12 protein-coding genes are annotated in these 14,621 nt (G+C 67.5%); 8 read left to right on the forward strand and 4 right to left on the reverse strand.

Features of this window, described 5'->3' with window-relative positions; all coding sequences use genetic code 11:
* Positions 1 to 63: 63 nt before the first annotated feature.
* From AC3QLZ_RS11550 to fumC, 5 genes are all read left to right on the forward strand, one after another.
* The gene (locus AC3QLZ_RS11550) at positions 64 to 2,085 is read left to right on the forward strand and encodes a TonB-dependent receptor (protein WP_014236029.1); all 2,022 of its coding nucleotides are present in this window, start codon (positions 64 to 66) and stop codon (positions 2,083 to 2,085) included.
* 29 nt (positions 2,086 to 2,114) lie between these two features.
* Positions 2,115 to 3,263, forward strand: a complete 1,149-nt coding sequence (locus tag AC3QLZ_RS11555) for a PepSY-associated TM helix domain-containing protein (protein WP_014236030.1) — start codon at positions 2,115 to 2,117, stop codon at positions 3,261 to 3,263.
* Between the two features lie 76 nt (positions 3,264 to 3,339).
* Positions 3,340 to 4,800, forward strand: a complete 1,461-nt coding sequence (locus AC3QLZ_RS11560; protein WP_014236031.1) for a permease — start codon at positions 3,340 to 3,342, stop codon at positions 4,798 to 4,800.
* Between the two features lie 2 nt (positions 4,801 to 4,802).
* Positions 4,803 to 5,045, forward strand: a complete 243-nt coding sequence (locus tag AC3QLZ_RS11565) for a thioredoxin family protein (protein ID WP_014236032.1) — start codon at positions 4,803 to 4,805, stop codon at positions 5,043 to 5,045.
* Positions 5,046 to 5,111: 66 nt separating this feature from the next.
* Complete coding sequence (fumC, locus tag AC3QLZ_RS11570; RefSeq protein WP_014236033.1) at positions 5,112 to 6,503, forward strand: class II fumarate hydratase; 1,392 nt, start codon at positions 5,112 to 5,114, stop codon at positions 6,501 to 6,503.
* 3 nt (positions 6,504 to 6,506) lie between these two features.
* On the opposite strand, the gene AC3QLZ_RS11575 is transcribed toward fumC, so the two are convergent.
* The 3 genes from AC3QLZ_RS11575 to AC3QLZ_RS11585 all read right to left on the reverse strand — a co-directional run bounded on the left by AC3QLZ_RS11575 (position 6,507) and on the right by AC3QLZ_RS11585 (position 9,227).
* The gene (locus tag AC3QLZ_RS11575) at positions 6,507 to 6,893 is read right to left on the reverse strand and encodes a c-type cytochrome (protein WP_014236034.1); all 387 of its coding nucleotides are present in this window, start codon (positions 6,891 to 6,893) and stop codon (positions 6,507 to 6,509) included.
* A 181-nt stretch (positions 6,894 to 7,074) separates the two neighbouring features.
* Positions 7,075 to 8,490, reverse strand: a complete 1,416-nt coding sequence (ccoG, locus tag AC3QLZ_RS11580) for a cytochrome c oxidase accessory protein CcoG (protein WP_014236035.1) — start codon at positions 8,488 to 8,490, stop codon at positions 7,075 to 7,077.
* Between the two features lie 20 nt (positions 8,491 to 8,510).
* Positions 8,511 to 9,227: an MBL fold metallo-hydrolase gene (locus tag AC3QLZ_RS11585; protein ID WP_014236036.1), complete on the reverse strand. Its 717-nt coding sequence runs from the start codon at positions 9,225 to 9,227 to the stop codon at positions 8,511 to 8,513.
* A 277-nt stretch (positions 9,228 to 9,504) separates the two neighbouring features.
* On the opposite strand from AC3QLZ_RS11585, the gene AC3QLZ_RS11590 reads away from it, so the two are divergent.
* The gene (locus AC3QLZ_RS11590; protein WP_014236037.1) at positions 9,505 to 10,854 is read left to right on the forward strand and encodes a sigma-54 interaction domain-containing protein; all 1,350 of its coding nucleotides are present in this window, start codon (positions 9,505 to 9,507) and stop codon (positions 10,852 to 10,854) included.
* A 168-nt stretch (positions 10,855 to 11,022) separates the two neighbouring features.
* Here AC3QLZ_RS11590 and AC3QLZ_RS11595 read toward each other — a convergent pair whose 3' ends face one another.
* Complete coding sequence (locus AC3QLZ_RS11595) at positions 11,023 to 11,532, reverse strand: TlpA family protein disulfide reductase (RefSeq protein ID WP_050804257.1); 510 nt, start codon at positions 11,530 to 11,532, stop codon at positions 11,023 to 11,025.
* 12 nt (positions 11,533 to 11,544) lie between these two features.
* Here AC3QLZ_RS11595 and AC3QLZ_RS11600 point away from each other — a divergent pair, with 12 nt between their 5' ends.
* A complete protein-coding gene (locus AC3QLZ_RS11600; RefSeq protein WP_014236039.1) occupies positions 11,545 to 12,249 on the forward strand; it encodes a DUF4197 domain-containing protein in 705 nt (234 codons plus the stop codon).
* 196 nt (positions 12,250 to 12,445) lie between these two features.
* Entirely contained in the window at positions 12,446 to 14,455 is a 2,010-nt protein-coding gene (locus AC3QLZ_RS11605; RefSeq protein ID WP_014236040.1) for a UvrD-helicase domain-containing protein, read from the forward strand.
* Positions 14,456 to 14,621 lie beyond the last annotated feature (166 nt).

Genomic DNA, 14,621 nt, shown 5'->3' on the forward strand with positions numbered 1-14,621 from the left:
GTCGCAGGGCCAGGGCAGGGGCGGCTCCTATAATCGCCCCTCCTTTTTTGCCCCGGTGGCCCCATGCTGACCCAGATCGCCCGCGCCGTTTCCCTCTGCTGCCTCGGTTCCTTCACCCTGACCGCCCTGGCCCAATCCGGCGATGCTTCCCTGGTCCTGGGCGAGGTGACGGTGCGGGGCCAGGAAGAAGGTCCCCTGCCGACCCGCCGCATCCTCAGTTCGGTGGACGTGCTGGCGGGCGAGAACCTGGAATCGCGCAACGCCAAGTTCGCCTGGGAACTGTTCAATCTGGTGCCTGGGGCCCAGGTCACCAGCTTCGGCCAGGGCAACTGGGGCGGCAAGTTCTCCATCCGCGGCTTCAACGGCGAGGGCGAGATCAACGCGGTGAAGCTGCTCATCGACGGCATCCCCAGCAACAGCAACGACGGCAACATGCCCTACCTGGACATGGTCTTCGCCCAGGACATCGACGCCATCGAAGTGGTGCGCGGCACCAACGACTCGCGCAACGGCCTGCACAGCATTGCCGGCAACGCCAACGTGATCACCCGCATCGGCGGCAACGACACCCGCCTGCGCCTGGGGGCCGGCAGCTTCGGCAGCAACGAGCTGCAGCTGTCCAAGGCCATCGAGCAGGACGGCCTGTCCCAGAACTACTTCGTCGCCACCCAGCACAGCAACGGCCAGCGGGACCACAGCCAGGCCGACCGCTCCACCTTCGCCGGCAAGTGGTTCTACACCCCCGACAGCGGTTCCACCCGGGTCGGCCTGATTGCCCGCCACTACGAGAGCGAGGCCCAGGAGCCGGGCTATCTGACGGCGGGAGAGAACAGCAACAACCCGGACCAGTCCCTGGCCCGCAATGCCACTGACGGTGGCATTCGCCGCATGAACCAGGTCAGCGGCCACCTGGAGACGGCCATCAACGACCGCCTCTACTGGACCACCCGGGTCTATGCCAACGAATACACGGACAAGCGCTGGGTGCGCTTCTCCGCCGCGGCCTCCCAGCAGGAACGCCTGACCGAGGAAAACCACTACGGCTTCCTCTCCAACCTCACCTATCGTCCCGAGGTCAGCTGGGCCCATGCGGTGGCCATCGAAGGCGGCGTCGACGCCCAGTGGCAGGAGAACCACAGCGAACGCTACCTGACCGCCAACCGGGTACGCACCACCACCCGCTGGAACCAGGCCTTCGATTTCGACATCTATGGCGCCTATGTGCAGGCGGTGATTCAGCCGACGCCCCAGTGGAAGCTGATTCCCGGCTACCGGGTGGACGCCATCCGCGGCAGCTACACCAATAACCTGAACGGCCGCACCTACGACATCAACGACTACGGTCTCATCAACCAGCCCAAGTTCAGCGTCGTCTATACCCCGGACCCCCGCTACAGCCTCTACGGCAACGCCGGTCGCACCTTCCAGGTGGGTGTCGGCACCGGCTCCTACAAGGTGGGCCGCAGCGACAACATGGAACCCTCCCTCAACGACGGCTGGGAACTGGGGCTGAAGCTGGCACCCGTCGCTGGGGTCGAAGGGCGGGTGGCCCTGTGGCAGCAGAAGGCCAGCAACGAGGCCCGCCGGGTGCTCAACGGCGCTTCCAACGACTCCGAATACATCGGCGACACCCGCCGCCGCGGCCTGGACCTGCAACTGTCCGCCAAACTCGGCAGCCAGTGGCGCCTGTGGGGCGGCGTCGCCTTCCAGCGGGCCATCATCACCCAGGCCGAGGCCGCCAATCCGGCCTCCCAGGGCAAGGAAGTGGACCACGTGCCGCACCGCATCTACTCCCTGGGGGCGGATTACCAGGCGACGCCGGACCTGAAGCTGTCCCTGTGGGCCAACGGCCAGAGCAGCTACTACCTGGAGCGCACCAACAGCACCGCCAAGTTCGGCGGCTACAACCTGCTCAACGTTTCCGCCGCCTACCAGCTGCGGCGCGATACCACCCTGGAATTCCAGATCAAGAACCTGGCCGACCGCTACTACGAGTACGTCTGGTGGTACGACAACACGGTGCGCGACCTGCATTCCCGGGGCGACGGCCGGGCCGCCTACGCCACCGTCAACGTCAAGTTCTGAGGCCGGCCGGCGGACCCCCTGGAGGCGGCATGAGGTCCTGGCGACGGCGCTGCCGGGCCTGGCTGCTGGCTCTGCACCAGTGGCTGGGCCTGAGCCTGGGCCTGCTGTTCTGCCTGCTCGGCCTCACTGGCTCCCTGCTGGTCTTCTATGTGGAAGGGGACCGGCTGCTCAACCCGGAACTGGTGGTGGCGCCGCCGCCGTGCCAGTCTCCCGCCGGCACTCCCTGCCAGCCCCAATCCCTGGACCGGATTTACGCCCTGCTCGAAGCGGCCCATCCCGGGCGCAACGGCGGCTGGCGCCTGGAACTGCCCATGGACCCCGGGCAGCCGCTGACGGCCCGCTACTACCAGCCCGAGGAAAAGGCCGGCCTGGGCTTCGCCCCCCTGCTGGTGACGGTGGACCCCTACCGCCTGCAGATCACCAGCCAGCGCTTCTGGGGCGACTTCGCCGCCACCTGGCTCTACGACCTCCATTTCACCCTGCTGCTGGACCGCAGCGGGCGCACCCTGCTCGGCGCCGCTTCCCTCCTGCTGCTGCTCCTGCTGGGGCTCGGCGTCTATCTCTGGTGGCCGTCGCCCAGGCGCCTGGGGGCGGCCCTGCGGCCGGGGGCGGGGCGCAGCAGCCAGCGCCGCATCTACGACTGGCACGTCCTCGGCGGCATTTACGGCCTGCCCCTGTTGCTGCTGCTGACCCTGAGCGGCGCCATGCTGGAGCAGCCGGCCTGGTTCAAGCCCGTCCTCGCCCTGTTCTCGCCCGTGGATGCGCTGCCGGCCCCTGCGGCCGAATCCGGCGCCATCCTCATCGCTCCCCAGCAGGCCCTGGAGATCGCCCGCCAACACCTGCCCGGGGGCGAGGTGCGCTGGCTGGAGACGCCGCCGGCGGGCGGCGGCAACTACCGCCTGCGCATCTACCAGCCGGGGGACCCGAGCCGGCGCTTTCCCCACACCCTGATGTGGATCGACGCCGCCAGCGGTGAAGTCCTGGCCCTGCGCCGGCCGGAGCAGGGCAGCGTCGCCGACAGCCTTTTCAACTGGCTCCATCCCCTGCACAACGGCGAGGCCTTCGGCCTGCCCGGACGCCTGCTGACGGCCCTGGCCGGCCTGCTGCCCCTGCTGCTGTTCTACACCGGCCTGCGCCGCTGGCGGCAGAAGGTGGCAGCCCGGACCGCCCGCCCCTGAGTCGCTGCCGTCGCCGCTTACCTCGGCCCGCCGCGGGGCGTACCATTGGGGGGGTGAGTCTTGGCGGAGGATAGTCTTGGAAGACCTGCTGTCGCTGTTGCAAGCCCTGATCCGGGGCGGCCTGGGGAACCTGGCGGCCTACCTGGCGGCTCATGTGCTGCTCTGTCTGCTGCCGGCCTTCTGCATTGCCGGGGCCATGGCGGCCCTCATTCCCAAGGAAACCATCACCCGCTTTCTCGGGCGGCAGACACCCAAGACGGTCTCCTACCCGGCCGCCGCCGCCGCCGGTTCGGTGCTGGCGGTCTGCTCCTGCACCATCGTGCCCCTCTTTGCCGGCATCTACCGCAAGGGGGCTGGCCTCGGCCCGGCCACCACCTTCCTCTTCTTCGCGCCGGCGGCCAACATCCTGGCCCTGGTCTACACCGGCGGCATCATCGGCGTGGACCTGGCCGTGGCCCGGCTGCTGCTGTCCCTGACGTTCGCCATCGGCATCGGCCTGATCATGGCCCTGCTCTTCCGCGCCGACGACAGTGCCCGGGACCGGGCCACGGACGCCCTGTTCAGCGCCCAGGCCGCCGCCGGCCTGTCCCGGGGCGCCCTGGCCTTCCTCCTGGTGTGGATCGGCCTGCTCCTGGCCGGTACCCTGAAGGTCGGCCTGCTCACCGGCAGCCTGTGGCAGTTCGATCTGGCCTGGGCCGGCAGCGCCGACTGGCAGGCCCTGCTCGACCGCCTGGTGCCCTATGACGCCAGCCGCGGCGAGGAGGGCGTCTCCCTCCAGGGCGTGCTGCTCATCGGCCTGCTCGGCGGCATCGGCCTCAGCGCCCGCCTAGGCCTGGAGAACATCGAGGCCGGGGCCAACGGCTGGACCCGCCTGTGCCTCTCCCTGGTGGCCCTGACCCTGCTGGTGGCCGCCCTCTCGGTGCAGGCGGTGCCCGGCGGCCTGCGCCTGGGGCTGGGCGGCAAGTTCCTCGGCGTCGCCCTGGCTCTGGCCGTACTGACCTGGCTGGGCAGCCGCCACCTGACGGCGGAGGATCGCCGGGCCTGGCTGTGGGAGTCCTGGCGCTTCGTCAAACAGATATTCCCCCTGCTGGTGATCGGCGTCTTCGTCGTCGGCATGATCCGGGTGGTGTTGCGGCCGGAATGGATCGAGATGGTGGCCGGCAGCAACACCCTGCTGGGCAATCTGGCTGGCGTCGGCTTCGGCGTCTTCATGTACTTCCCCACCCTGGTGGAGGTGCCCATCGCCAAGATGTTCCTCGACCTGGGCATGCACCGGGGCCCCCTGCTGGCCTACCTGATGTCGGACCCGGAACTGTCCCTGCAGAGCATCCTCATCATCACCGCCATCATCGGCCGCACCAAGACCTGGACCTATGTGGGCCTGGTGGCCCTGTTCAGCGCTGCCGCCGGCCTCACCTACGGCGCCTGGGTGGATGGCGCCCCGCCCCTGCTGCTGGTCCTGGGCATCGGTGGCGCCATGGCCGGCCTGGGCCTGCTGCTGGCGGCGGCCAACCGTTTTTCCGCAAAAGGAGTGTGACCATGCTGACCATCAAAGTGCTTGGCCCCGGCTGTGCCAACTGCAAGAAACTGGAGGAGGTGGCGCGGCAGGCGGTGACCCTGGCCGGCGTCGAGGCGGAGGTGCTGAAGATCACCGACATGGGCGAGATCATCGCCCACGACGTGCTGCAGACGCCGGGCCTGGTGATCAACGGCAAGCTGGTGTCCTCCGGCCGCATTCCCACCGCCGGCACCGTGGCCGACTGGCTGCGGGCCGCCGGCTGAAGCTCCGCGCCGCAACCCTCCGGCCCGGCACCGGTCCAATCCGGCAGTGCAAGCGGAGCAAGGCCCATGTCCCAGCGTCTCGAACACGATACCTTCGGTCCCATCGCCGTGCCGGCGGAACGCCTGTGGGGCGCCCAGACCCAGCGTTCCCTGGAACACTTCGCCATTTCCAGCGAGACCATGCCGCCTGAACTGATCCGTGCCCTGGCCCTGGTCAAGCAGGCGGCGGCGCAAGTGAATGGTGAACTGGGTCTGTTGCCCCCGCCCGTGGCCGGGGCCATCGCGGCGGCGGCGGATGAGGTGCTGGCGGGTCGGCACCCGGCGGAATTTCCCCTTTCCGTGTGGCAGACCGGCTCCGGCACCCAGAGCAACATGAACATGAACGAGGTGCTGGCCAACCGGGCTTCGGAGCTGCTCGGCGGCCCCCGGGGCGAAGGGCGCCTGGTGCATCCCAATGACCAGGTGAACCTGGGCCAGTCCTCCAACGACATCTTTCCCACCGCCATCCACGTGGCGGCCACCCTGGCCGTGGACGGCCGCCTGCTGCCGGCCCTGGCGGAGTTGCGCCAGGCCCTGGCGGCCAAGGCGGAGGCATTCGCTGACCTGATCAAGATCGGCCGCACCCACCTGCAGGACGCCACCCCCATCACCCTGGGGCAGGAGTTCTCCGGTTACGTCGCCCAGCTGGAGCAGGCGGAGCGCGGCATCCAGGCCTCCCTGCCCGGATTGCGGCAACTGGCGGCGGGCGGCACGGCGGTGGGCACGGGACTCAATACCCATGCGGAGTTCGGGGCACGGGTGGCGGAGAAGCTCGCCCATGGCTGCTCCCAGCCCTTCGTGCCGGCAGCCAATCCCTTTGCCGCCCTGGCCGGCCACGAGGCCCTGCTCTTTGCCCACGGCGCCCTCAAGACCCTGGCCGGGGCCCTCATGAAAATCGCCAACGACCTGCGCTGGCTGGCTTCCGGTCCCCGCTCTGGCCTGGGGGAGATTGCCCTGCCGGAAAACGAGCCGGGCAGCTCCATCATGCCGGGCAAGGTGAACCCCACCCAGTGCGAAGCCCTCACCATGGTCTGCGCCCAGGTCTTCGGCAACGACGTGGCCATCAATATCGGCGGCGCCTCCGGCAATTTCGAGCTGAACGTGTTCAAGCCCCTGCTGGCCCACAACTTCCTGCAGAGCGCGCGCCTGTTGGGGGATGCCATGGAAAGCTTCAGCCGCCATTGCGTGGTGGGTATCGTGCCCAACCGGGAGCGCATGGATGAGCTGCTGGAACGCTCCCTCATGCTGGTCACGGCCCTGGCGCCCCACATCGGCTACGAACGGGCGGCGGCAGTGGCCAAGCAGGCCCACCGCGACGGCAGCACCCTGCGCCAGGCGGCCCTGGCCCTGGGCTACGTCACGGCCGAGGAGTTCGATGCCTGGGTGCGGCCCGAGGCCATGCTCGGGCCCCGGAGTTAGGGCTCAGGGATTGCTGCTGTAGCGCGCCGGCGGCTCGTCCAGGGAGAGGACCCATTCAGCCAGGGTCTGGGCTTCGGCCTCGCTCACCGGGTTGGCCGGCATGGAGAGTTCGCCCCAGTTGCCCTTGCCCCCGTCGCGGATCTTCTTCGCCAGCTGGGCCACCACGTCCGGCGTGTGGGGGTACTTCTTGGCGATCTCCTGGTAGGAAGGGCCGATGCGCTTGCTGTCCACCGTATGGCAGCCCAGGCAGCCGCGGAACACGGCGATTTCGGCACCCTTGGCCAGCTTGCCGCTGTCGCAGAAGGCGCGGGCGGCGGAAGCGCTGTTGTCGGCCGCCTGCACGGCACCCCAGGAAAGGACCAGACCCATCATCAGCAGCCGGTAAATCATGATGCAACCCCCTGTCTTGTTATTTGGCTCACACCGCTGCATTGCAGCATGGGGGCCAAGTTACGCCAAAAGGCAGAGGGGAAACCCTGAAATAGTTGGCATTTCTCGACAAATTGCGGGCAAAAAAAAGGCCGGGAAGGCTGATGCCGACCCGGCCGAATGGAAGCCTCGTCAGAGGCTCTCAGGGAAGCATGAAGACGGCTTTTTCCCGGATGCGGATGTTGGAGCCATCCATGGCCTCGATCTCGAACATGATGGGGTTCGAGCCCTTCTTGCCCGCGTCGGGCTGGACCTGCAGGGAGGTCATGAGGGAGGTGGTGGTGGCTGCCGGCACGTCCACTTCGGCGGCGCCGCCCACTTCCAGGCCATCCAGGCCGGTGGCCTTGATGCGGTAGCGGTGGGCCTGCTCGTCGGTGTTCATGAAACGCAGGGTGAAGGTGTTTTCGATCAGGCCCATGTCCGTTTCCCGGGCCAGGGCGCCGCGGTCGCGGATGACGTCCACCTTGAGCGGGATGCGGTGGGCGATGAACCAGGCGGTGGTCAGGGTGATGGCGGCCAGGATCACGGAGTAGAGGAGGATGCGCGGCCGCACCACGTGGCCCAGGATCTCTTTCTTGGTGAGATGGCGGGCCATGGCGTTTTCGGTGGAGTAGCGGATCAGGCCCCGGGGGTAATTGACCTTGTCCATCACCTCGTCGCAGGCGTCGATACAGGCGGCGCAGCCGATACACTCATATTGCAGGCCGTTGCGGATGTCGATGCCGGTGGGGCAGACCTGGACGCAGATGCCGCAATCGACGCACTCGCCCAGGCCCAGGGCCTTGGGATCGGCGCCCTTCTTGCGGGTGCCCCGGGGTTCGCCGCGCTCGGGATCGTAGGTGATGATCAGGGTGTCCGGGTCGAACATGACGCTCTGGAAGCGGGCGTAGGGGCACATGTACTTGCACACCTGCTCGCGCATGAAGCCGGCCATCATGTAGGTGAAGCCGCCGTAGAAGAAGGTCCAGAAGGTCTCCCAGGGGCCGAAGCTGAAGGTCTTCAGCTCCGTCAGCAGCTCGCTCATGGGAGTGAAGTAGCCCACCAGGGTGAAGCCGGTGAAGACGGAGAGGATCAGCCAGAGGGCGTGCTTGGTGGCCTTGATGCGGAGCTTGCGGGCGTCCATGGGCGCCTTCTCCAGCTTCATGCGGGCCGGGCGGTCGCCCTCGATCCAGTTCTCGATCCACATGAACACTTCCGTGTAGACCGTCTGGGGACAGGCGTAGCCGCAGAACAGGCGCCCGGCGACGGCGGTCACCAGGAACAGGCCGTAGGCCGAGATGATGAGCAGGATGGCCAGGTAGAAGACGTCCTGGGGCCACAGCACCAGGCCGAAGATGTAGAACTTGCGCTCCACCAGGTGGAACAGCACGGCCTGGCGGTCGTTCCACATCAGCCAGGGGGTGCCGTAGAACAGCAGCTGGGTGAACAGCACCAGGAAGATCCGCCAGTTGGCGAAGCGACCGTGGGCGGTGCGGGCGTGGATCGTCTTGTGCTTTTCGTAGAGGCTGCCGGTATCGCCGTTGTCGGGCTGCGGCTGCTCTGGGGCGTTAGCGCTCATGGATCATTTCCTCTCGGGCTTTAGTTATTTGGAGATACGGGCGACCGTTCACGCAGGACCGAACCGCCGCCCTGGCGATTGGCTGCAAGCATGGCCTCGGCCCGTTCGCCCATGGGCTGGGAACGGTCCTGGGCCATGAATTCGTCGCGGCTGATGCCGCAGAACAGGGGATTGCCCTGGCGCTCGTCGCCGATGCAGCTGACGCGGCGGCCGTCCCGGTCGTGGCCGGGGAAGACTAACAGTTCGTCGGGCAGGGGCAGCAGTTTTCGCGTGACGCTGTCGTAATGGGTGCCGGCATTGCCGCCCGGTTCGCCGGTGGCGCCGCAGCTGCCGATGAGCAGGGCGTCGCCGGTCAGCAGGCGGTCTTCCCAGAGCAGGGTGATGCAGCCGGGGGTGTGGCCCGGGGTGGCCAGCACTTCCAGGTGCAGGTCGGCCAGGTCCAGGCTGTCGCCGTCGGCCAGCTGCCGGTCGGTGCCGCCGATGCCGCTGCACAGGCCGGCGGCGTAGAGGCAGCCGGTATGCCGGATCAGGGTGGGGGCGGCGGAAAGGTGGTCGCTGTGCAGGTGGGTGTCCACCACGCAGGCCAGGTTCAGTTCCAGTTCGCCCAGCAGGCCCAGGTAGAGGGGCGACTGCTCGGCCACCGGGTCCACCAGCAGGGCTGCCCGACTGGCCCGGGAGCCGATCAGGTAGGTGTAGGTGGCGCTGCTGCTGTCCCGCAGCTGCCGGAAAATGAACACAAACGACTCCTGGTTGGAAAGTGGTGGAAACCGGAGTCTTGTCCCACGCCCGGGAGGGGAGGATGCCGTGTCGGAGAGGCTGCGGACGGGGCTTGAAACCGGTTTCCTGTCCATTCCATAACAAGAGCCGTGCCAGCCCCGGCGCCTGCCTGGAGTTTCCATTTAATCAATGGCTTGTGTTTTGTCCGGGGCTCGGGGCGGGCGCTTGCGGGCCATTGCTTGTCAAATATGGCGGCAAATAATTGCACAACTGACAGAATCGGCAGAAGATTCGCCCATGGATTATTCGGCCAGCCAGCTCAACGAGCTCATCTCCTTCCTCGACGGCCTGCCCGAGCCCCGCATCGTGATGGACGCGGATTACCGCATCGTCGCCGCCAACAAGGCCTACCGCCGGGAATACGCCGGCAGCGGCAGCGGCGGCGTCGCCTCCATCCTGGGGCGGCGCTGCTACGAGGTTTCCCACCACTTCACCGTGCCCTGCGACCAGGCCGGAGAATCCTGCCCCCTCAAGCTGTCCCAGGAGGAGGGCGCCTCCCGCCGCGTCCTGCACCTGCACCACACGCCCCGGGGCGAGGAGCACGTGGACGTGGAAACCACGCCGGTGCGGGACCAGGAAGGGCGCATCGTCTACTTCGTCGAAACCCTGCGCATGGTGCAGCAGGCCAGCAGCCGGCCGGCCGCCCAGGGCCTGGTGGGGCGCTCGCCGGCCTTCCAGCAGATGCTGGAAAAGGTGCTGCGGGTGGCGCCGGCCCAGGCCACGGTGCTGTTGCTGGGGGAAACCGGCACCGGCAAGGAACTGGTGGCCCAGGCGGTGCACGAGGCCAGCGGGCGGCGGGACAGTCCCTTCGTGGCGGTGGACTGCACCGGCCTCACCGAAAACCTGTTCGAGAGCGAACTGTTCGGCCACGAGAAGGGCGCCTTCACCGGCGCCGCCTTCCGCAAGCTGGGTCTGGTGGAGTCGGCCAGCGGCGGCACCCTGTTCCTGGACGAGATCGGCGAACTGCCGCCGGCCCTCCAGGTCAAGCTGCTGCGCCTGCTGGAGACCGGCACCTACCGTCGGGTCGGCGGCGTGGACACCCTGCGCGCCGACTTCCGCCTGGTGGCCGCCACCCACCGGGACCTGAAGGAAATGGTGCGCCAGGAGCGTTTCCGCCGCGACCTCTACTACCGGCTCAACACCTTTCCCATCCACACCCCGTCCCTGGCCGAACGGCGGGAGGACATTCCCCTGCTGGCCGCCTCCCTGCTGGAGCGGGTGGACCACCGGCCCGGCCGCCACTTCTCCGCCGAGGCCCTGGCCTGGCTGGCGGGCCGCAACTGGGAAGGCAACATCCGGGAGCTGCGCAACCTCATCGAACGGGCCACCCTGATGAGCGACGGCGAGGAAATCAGCGCCGCCAAGCTGGCCGAGGTGGCGGATGACGGCGGCGAGAGCAAGGCCCTGGCGGAGGGCGTGGGCGGCGGGGCGGACGACAGTTTCCGGGTGCCGGGCCCGCTGCCCCTGGCGCAACTGGAGCAGCGCTATCTGGCCTGGCTGATGGCCCGCCCGGGCGCCGACGTGCGCACCCTGGCCCCGGCCCTGGGAGTCAGCGAACGGACCCTCTACCGCAAGCTGCGGCGGTGAGGGCTTGCTTTTAGCCACAGAGGGCACAGAGATCACAGAGGAAAGACAATGCCACCATCACGCCTGGGGTGCATCAGGCCGTGCCGCCCAGGGTTTTTCCCCGCTGTGATTTCTGCGCCCTGAAGGAAGTCCCGTTGGGGGATGCCCTCTGTGGCCAGGGGGGTTTCCTCAAGGCCGTTCCGCCAGCAGCTTTTCCACCATGGCCCTCAGGCGGCCGGGATCGGGCTTGCCGGGCAGGCGCTGGGCGATGCGGCCGCTGCGGTCGAGGAGGAAGGTCAGGGGCGGATTGGCACTGCCCAGGGCGAAACCCCGGGCGGCGCTGCCATCGTCCTGGGCGACGCGGAAGGGCAGGCTGTTGGCGTAGGCGTAGCTGGCCACCTGGCGCGGCTGGTCGTAAACCATGGCCACCGCCAGGGTCTCCAGGCCCCGGGCCTGGTAGCGGCGGTGCAGCTGGGCCAGTTCGGCCAGGGTGTGGTCGCAGTCGCCGCAGGTGGTGGCCCAGAACTGCAGGATCACCACCTTGCCGCGCAGCTGGGCCAGGCTGACGCCGGGGGCGCCCAGCACCTTCAGTTCGACCGCCGGGGCGGCCTGCCGCTTGCCGAGAAAGGTCAGCATGGCGCCGCTCATTGCGAGCACGGCGAGCAGCAGGATAAGCTTGTGGCCCCGGGACATCATCATCAGGAGCAGGCTATGGAATTGAACACGGTCATCAATCGCTTCGGCGGACGCTGCATTGTGGGCATTTTGACGGCCCTTGTCATCAGCATGCCGGCCGCCGCCCAGGTGAGCAACGGCGAGGCCGTCTCCGGTCTCAAGGAAGCCCTGACCCGGGGCGCCGAGGTGGCGGTGAGCCAGCTGGGCAAGACCGACGGCTTCCTCGGCAACGACAAGGTGCGCATTCCCCTGCCCGGCGCCCTGGAGGATGCCGCCGAGATGATGAAGAAATTCGGCGCCGGCAAGCAGGCCGACCAGCTGGTGGAAACCATGAACCGGGCGGCGGAGGCGGCGGTGGTGGAAGCCAAGCCCCTGCTGGTGAAGGCGGTCAAGGAAATGAGCGTGAAGGACGCCCAGGGCATCCTCGGCGGCGGCGACGATGCGGCCACCCAGTATTTCAAGCGCAGCACCTCCGAGCCCCTGGCCAAAAAGTTCCTGCCCATCGTCAAGAAGGCCACGGCCAAGGTGCAGCTGGCGGACAAGTACAACCAGTTCGCCGGCAAGGCCGCCAAGTTCCACCTCATCGACGCCAAGGACGCCAACCTGGACGACTACGTCACGCGCAAGGCCCTGGACGGCCTCTACCTGATCATCGCCGAGCAGGAGAAGGCCATCCGCAAGGACCCCATCGGCACCGGCAGCAAGGTCATCGGCAAGGTCTTCGGCAGTCTGCTCAAGTAACCCGGCCCGGGAGTCAGGAGGGACGCGGCTTTCCGGCGGTGCATGCCGGAGAGTGGCGTCCCTCCTTCTTCCTGGCAATGCCTCCCGGCGCGGCACAGGCCGCTCCGAAATGGACTAAAATCTGCCCCACCGAATCACCCGCGCCCCGCTCTGCCGGGGCGCGGCGTTTCTGCCCTGCCGAAAGCCCCCTGATCCCGTGTCCAGCCCCGTTCCCCTGCACAGCCTGAATCCGCCCCAGCGCGAAGCCATCTACTACCTGGACGGCCCCCTGCTCGTCCTGGCCGGCGCCGGCTCGGGCAAGACCCGGGTGATCACCCAGAAGATCGCCTACCTGATCCAGGAATGCGGCATGAACCCGGCCAACATCGCCGCCATCACCTTCACCAACAAGGCGGCCCGGGAAATGCAGGAACGGGTCGGCCAGCTGCTCCAGGGCGGCTCCACCGCCGGCCTCACCATCTGCACCTTCCACTCCCTGGGCGTGCGCATCCTGCGGGAGGAGGCCAAGGCCCTGGGCTACAAGCCCAAGTTCTCCATCTTCGATTCCACCGACTGCTACAGCATCTTCGCCGACCTCTCGGCCAGCGTGGACAAGGCCACCATCCGCAGCATCCAGTGGCTCGTCTCCGGCTGGAAGAACGCCATGAAGTCGCCGGACCAGGCCGCCGCCGAGGCCAAGAGCGAGATCGAGGTCCTCGCCGCCAAGGCCTACCGGGATTACGCCGCCACCCTCAAGGCTTACCAGGCGGTGGATTTCGACGACCTGATCCTGCTGCCGATGCAGCTCTTCCAGGAACACCCGAAGATCCGCGACAAGTGGCAGAACCGCCTGCGCTACCTGCTGGTGGACGAATACCAGGACACCAACGCCTGCCAGTACCAGCTGCTGAAGCTGCTGACCGGGCCCCGGGCCATGTTCACCGCCGTGGGCGACGACGATCAGGCCATCTACGGCTGGCGCGGCGCCGATGTGGAAAACCTGCGGGGCCTGCCGCGGGACTATCCCAACCTGAAGCTGATCATGCTGGAGCAGAATTACCGCTCCACCGCCCGCATCCTGCAGGCCGCCAACAACGTCATCGGCAACAACGAAAAGCTGTTCGAGAAAAAGCTGTGGTCCGACCTGGGCCACGGCGAGGCCATCCGCGGCAGCGTCTGCCGCGACAACGAGCACGAGGCCGAGTCGGTGGTGATGAAGCTGCTAGCCGACAAGTTCGAGAAGCGCAGCAAGTTCTCCGACTACGCCATCCTCTACCGCTCCAACCACCAGGCCCGGCTGTTCGAAACCCACCTGCGCAACAACCGGGTGCCCTACGTCATGTCCGGCGGCACCAGCTTCTTCGAGAAGTCCGAGATCAAGGACGTCATCGCCTACCTGCGCTTGCTGGCCAACCAGGACGACGATCCGGCCTTCATCCGCGCCGTCACCACGCCCAAGCGGGGCGTCGGCGGCACCACCCTGGAGGCCCTCGGCACCTATGCCGGCGAACGCCACATCTCCCTCTTCGCCGCCGCCTTCGAGGAAGGCTTCGCCCAGCGCGTCAGCCACCGCCAGCTGGAGCCCCTGCTGCAGTTCTGCGAGTTCATCAACCGGGTCGAGCAGCGGGCACTGCGGGAGCCCGCCGGCGAAGTGCTGAACGACATGCTCACCGCCATCGGCTACGAGGCCTGGCTCTACGACCACGAGGAGACCCGGGCCGCCGACAGCAAATGGGGCAACGTGCGGGAGTTTTCCCAGTGGCTGGCGGGCAAGGGCGAGAAGGACGAAAAGACCCTCATCGACCTGACCCAGACCATCGCTCTCATCAACATGCTGGACAAGCAGAACGAGGACAGCGAGTTCGACGCGGTGCAGCTGTCCACCCTGCACGCCGCCAAGGGCCTGGAATACAAGAACGTCTTCCTGGTGGGGGTGGAGGAGGGCATCCTGCCCCACAGCAGCTCGGTCGAGTCGGGCACGGTGGAGGAGGAACGGCGCCTGATGTACGTCGGCATCACCCGGGCGCGGCAGCACCTGCACCTCTCCTGGTGCGAGAAGCGCAAGCAGGGCAAGGAAATGTATCCCTGCGAACCCTCCCGCTTCATCGCCGAAATGGGCAACGACCTGCGCATCAGCGGCGGCAAGGCGGCCGCCGAGCCGGACAAGGCCACCAGCAAGGCCCGCTTCGCCAACCTGCGCAACATGCTGGGCAGCGGCGAAAGCTGAGCCCGTCCCGTCTCTTTCCCTATTCCTGCTCCCGGCCGCGTTACACGGCGTTACGGGGAGTTACCGTTCACCTGCAAACCGGAAGTTGGTGGTTGGCGTTATTGCCCTCAAGGGAGCGAAATGGTTTCGCGACCGGAAGGACAAGCCAAATTTCAGGAGATAGAGA

This window comes from Azospira sp. MPR-LB4 (assembly GCF_058809525.1).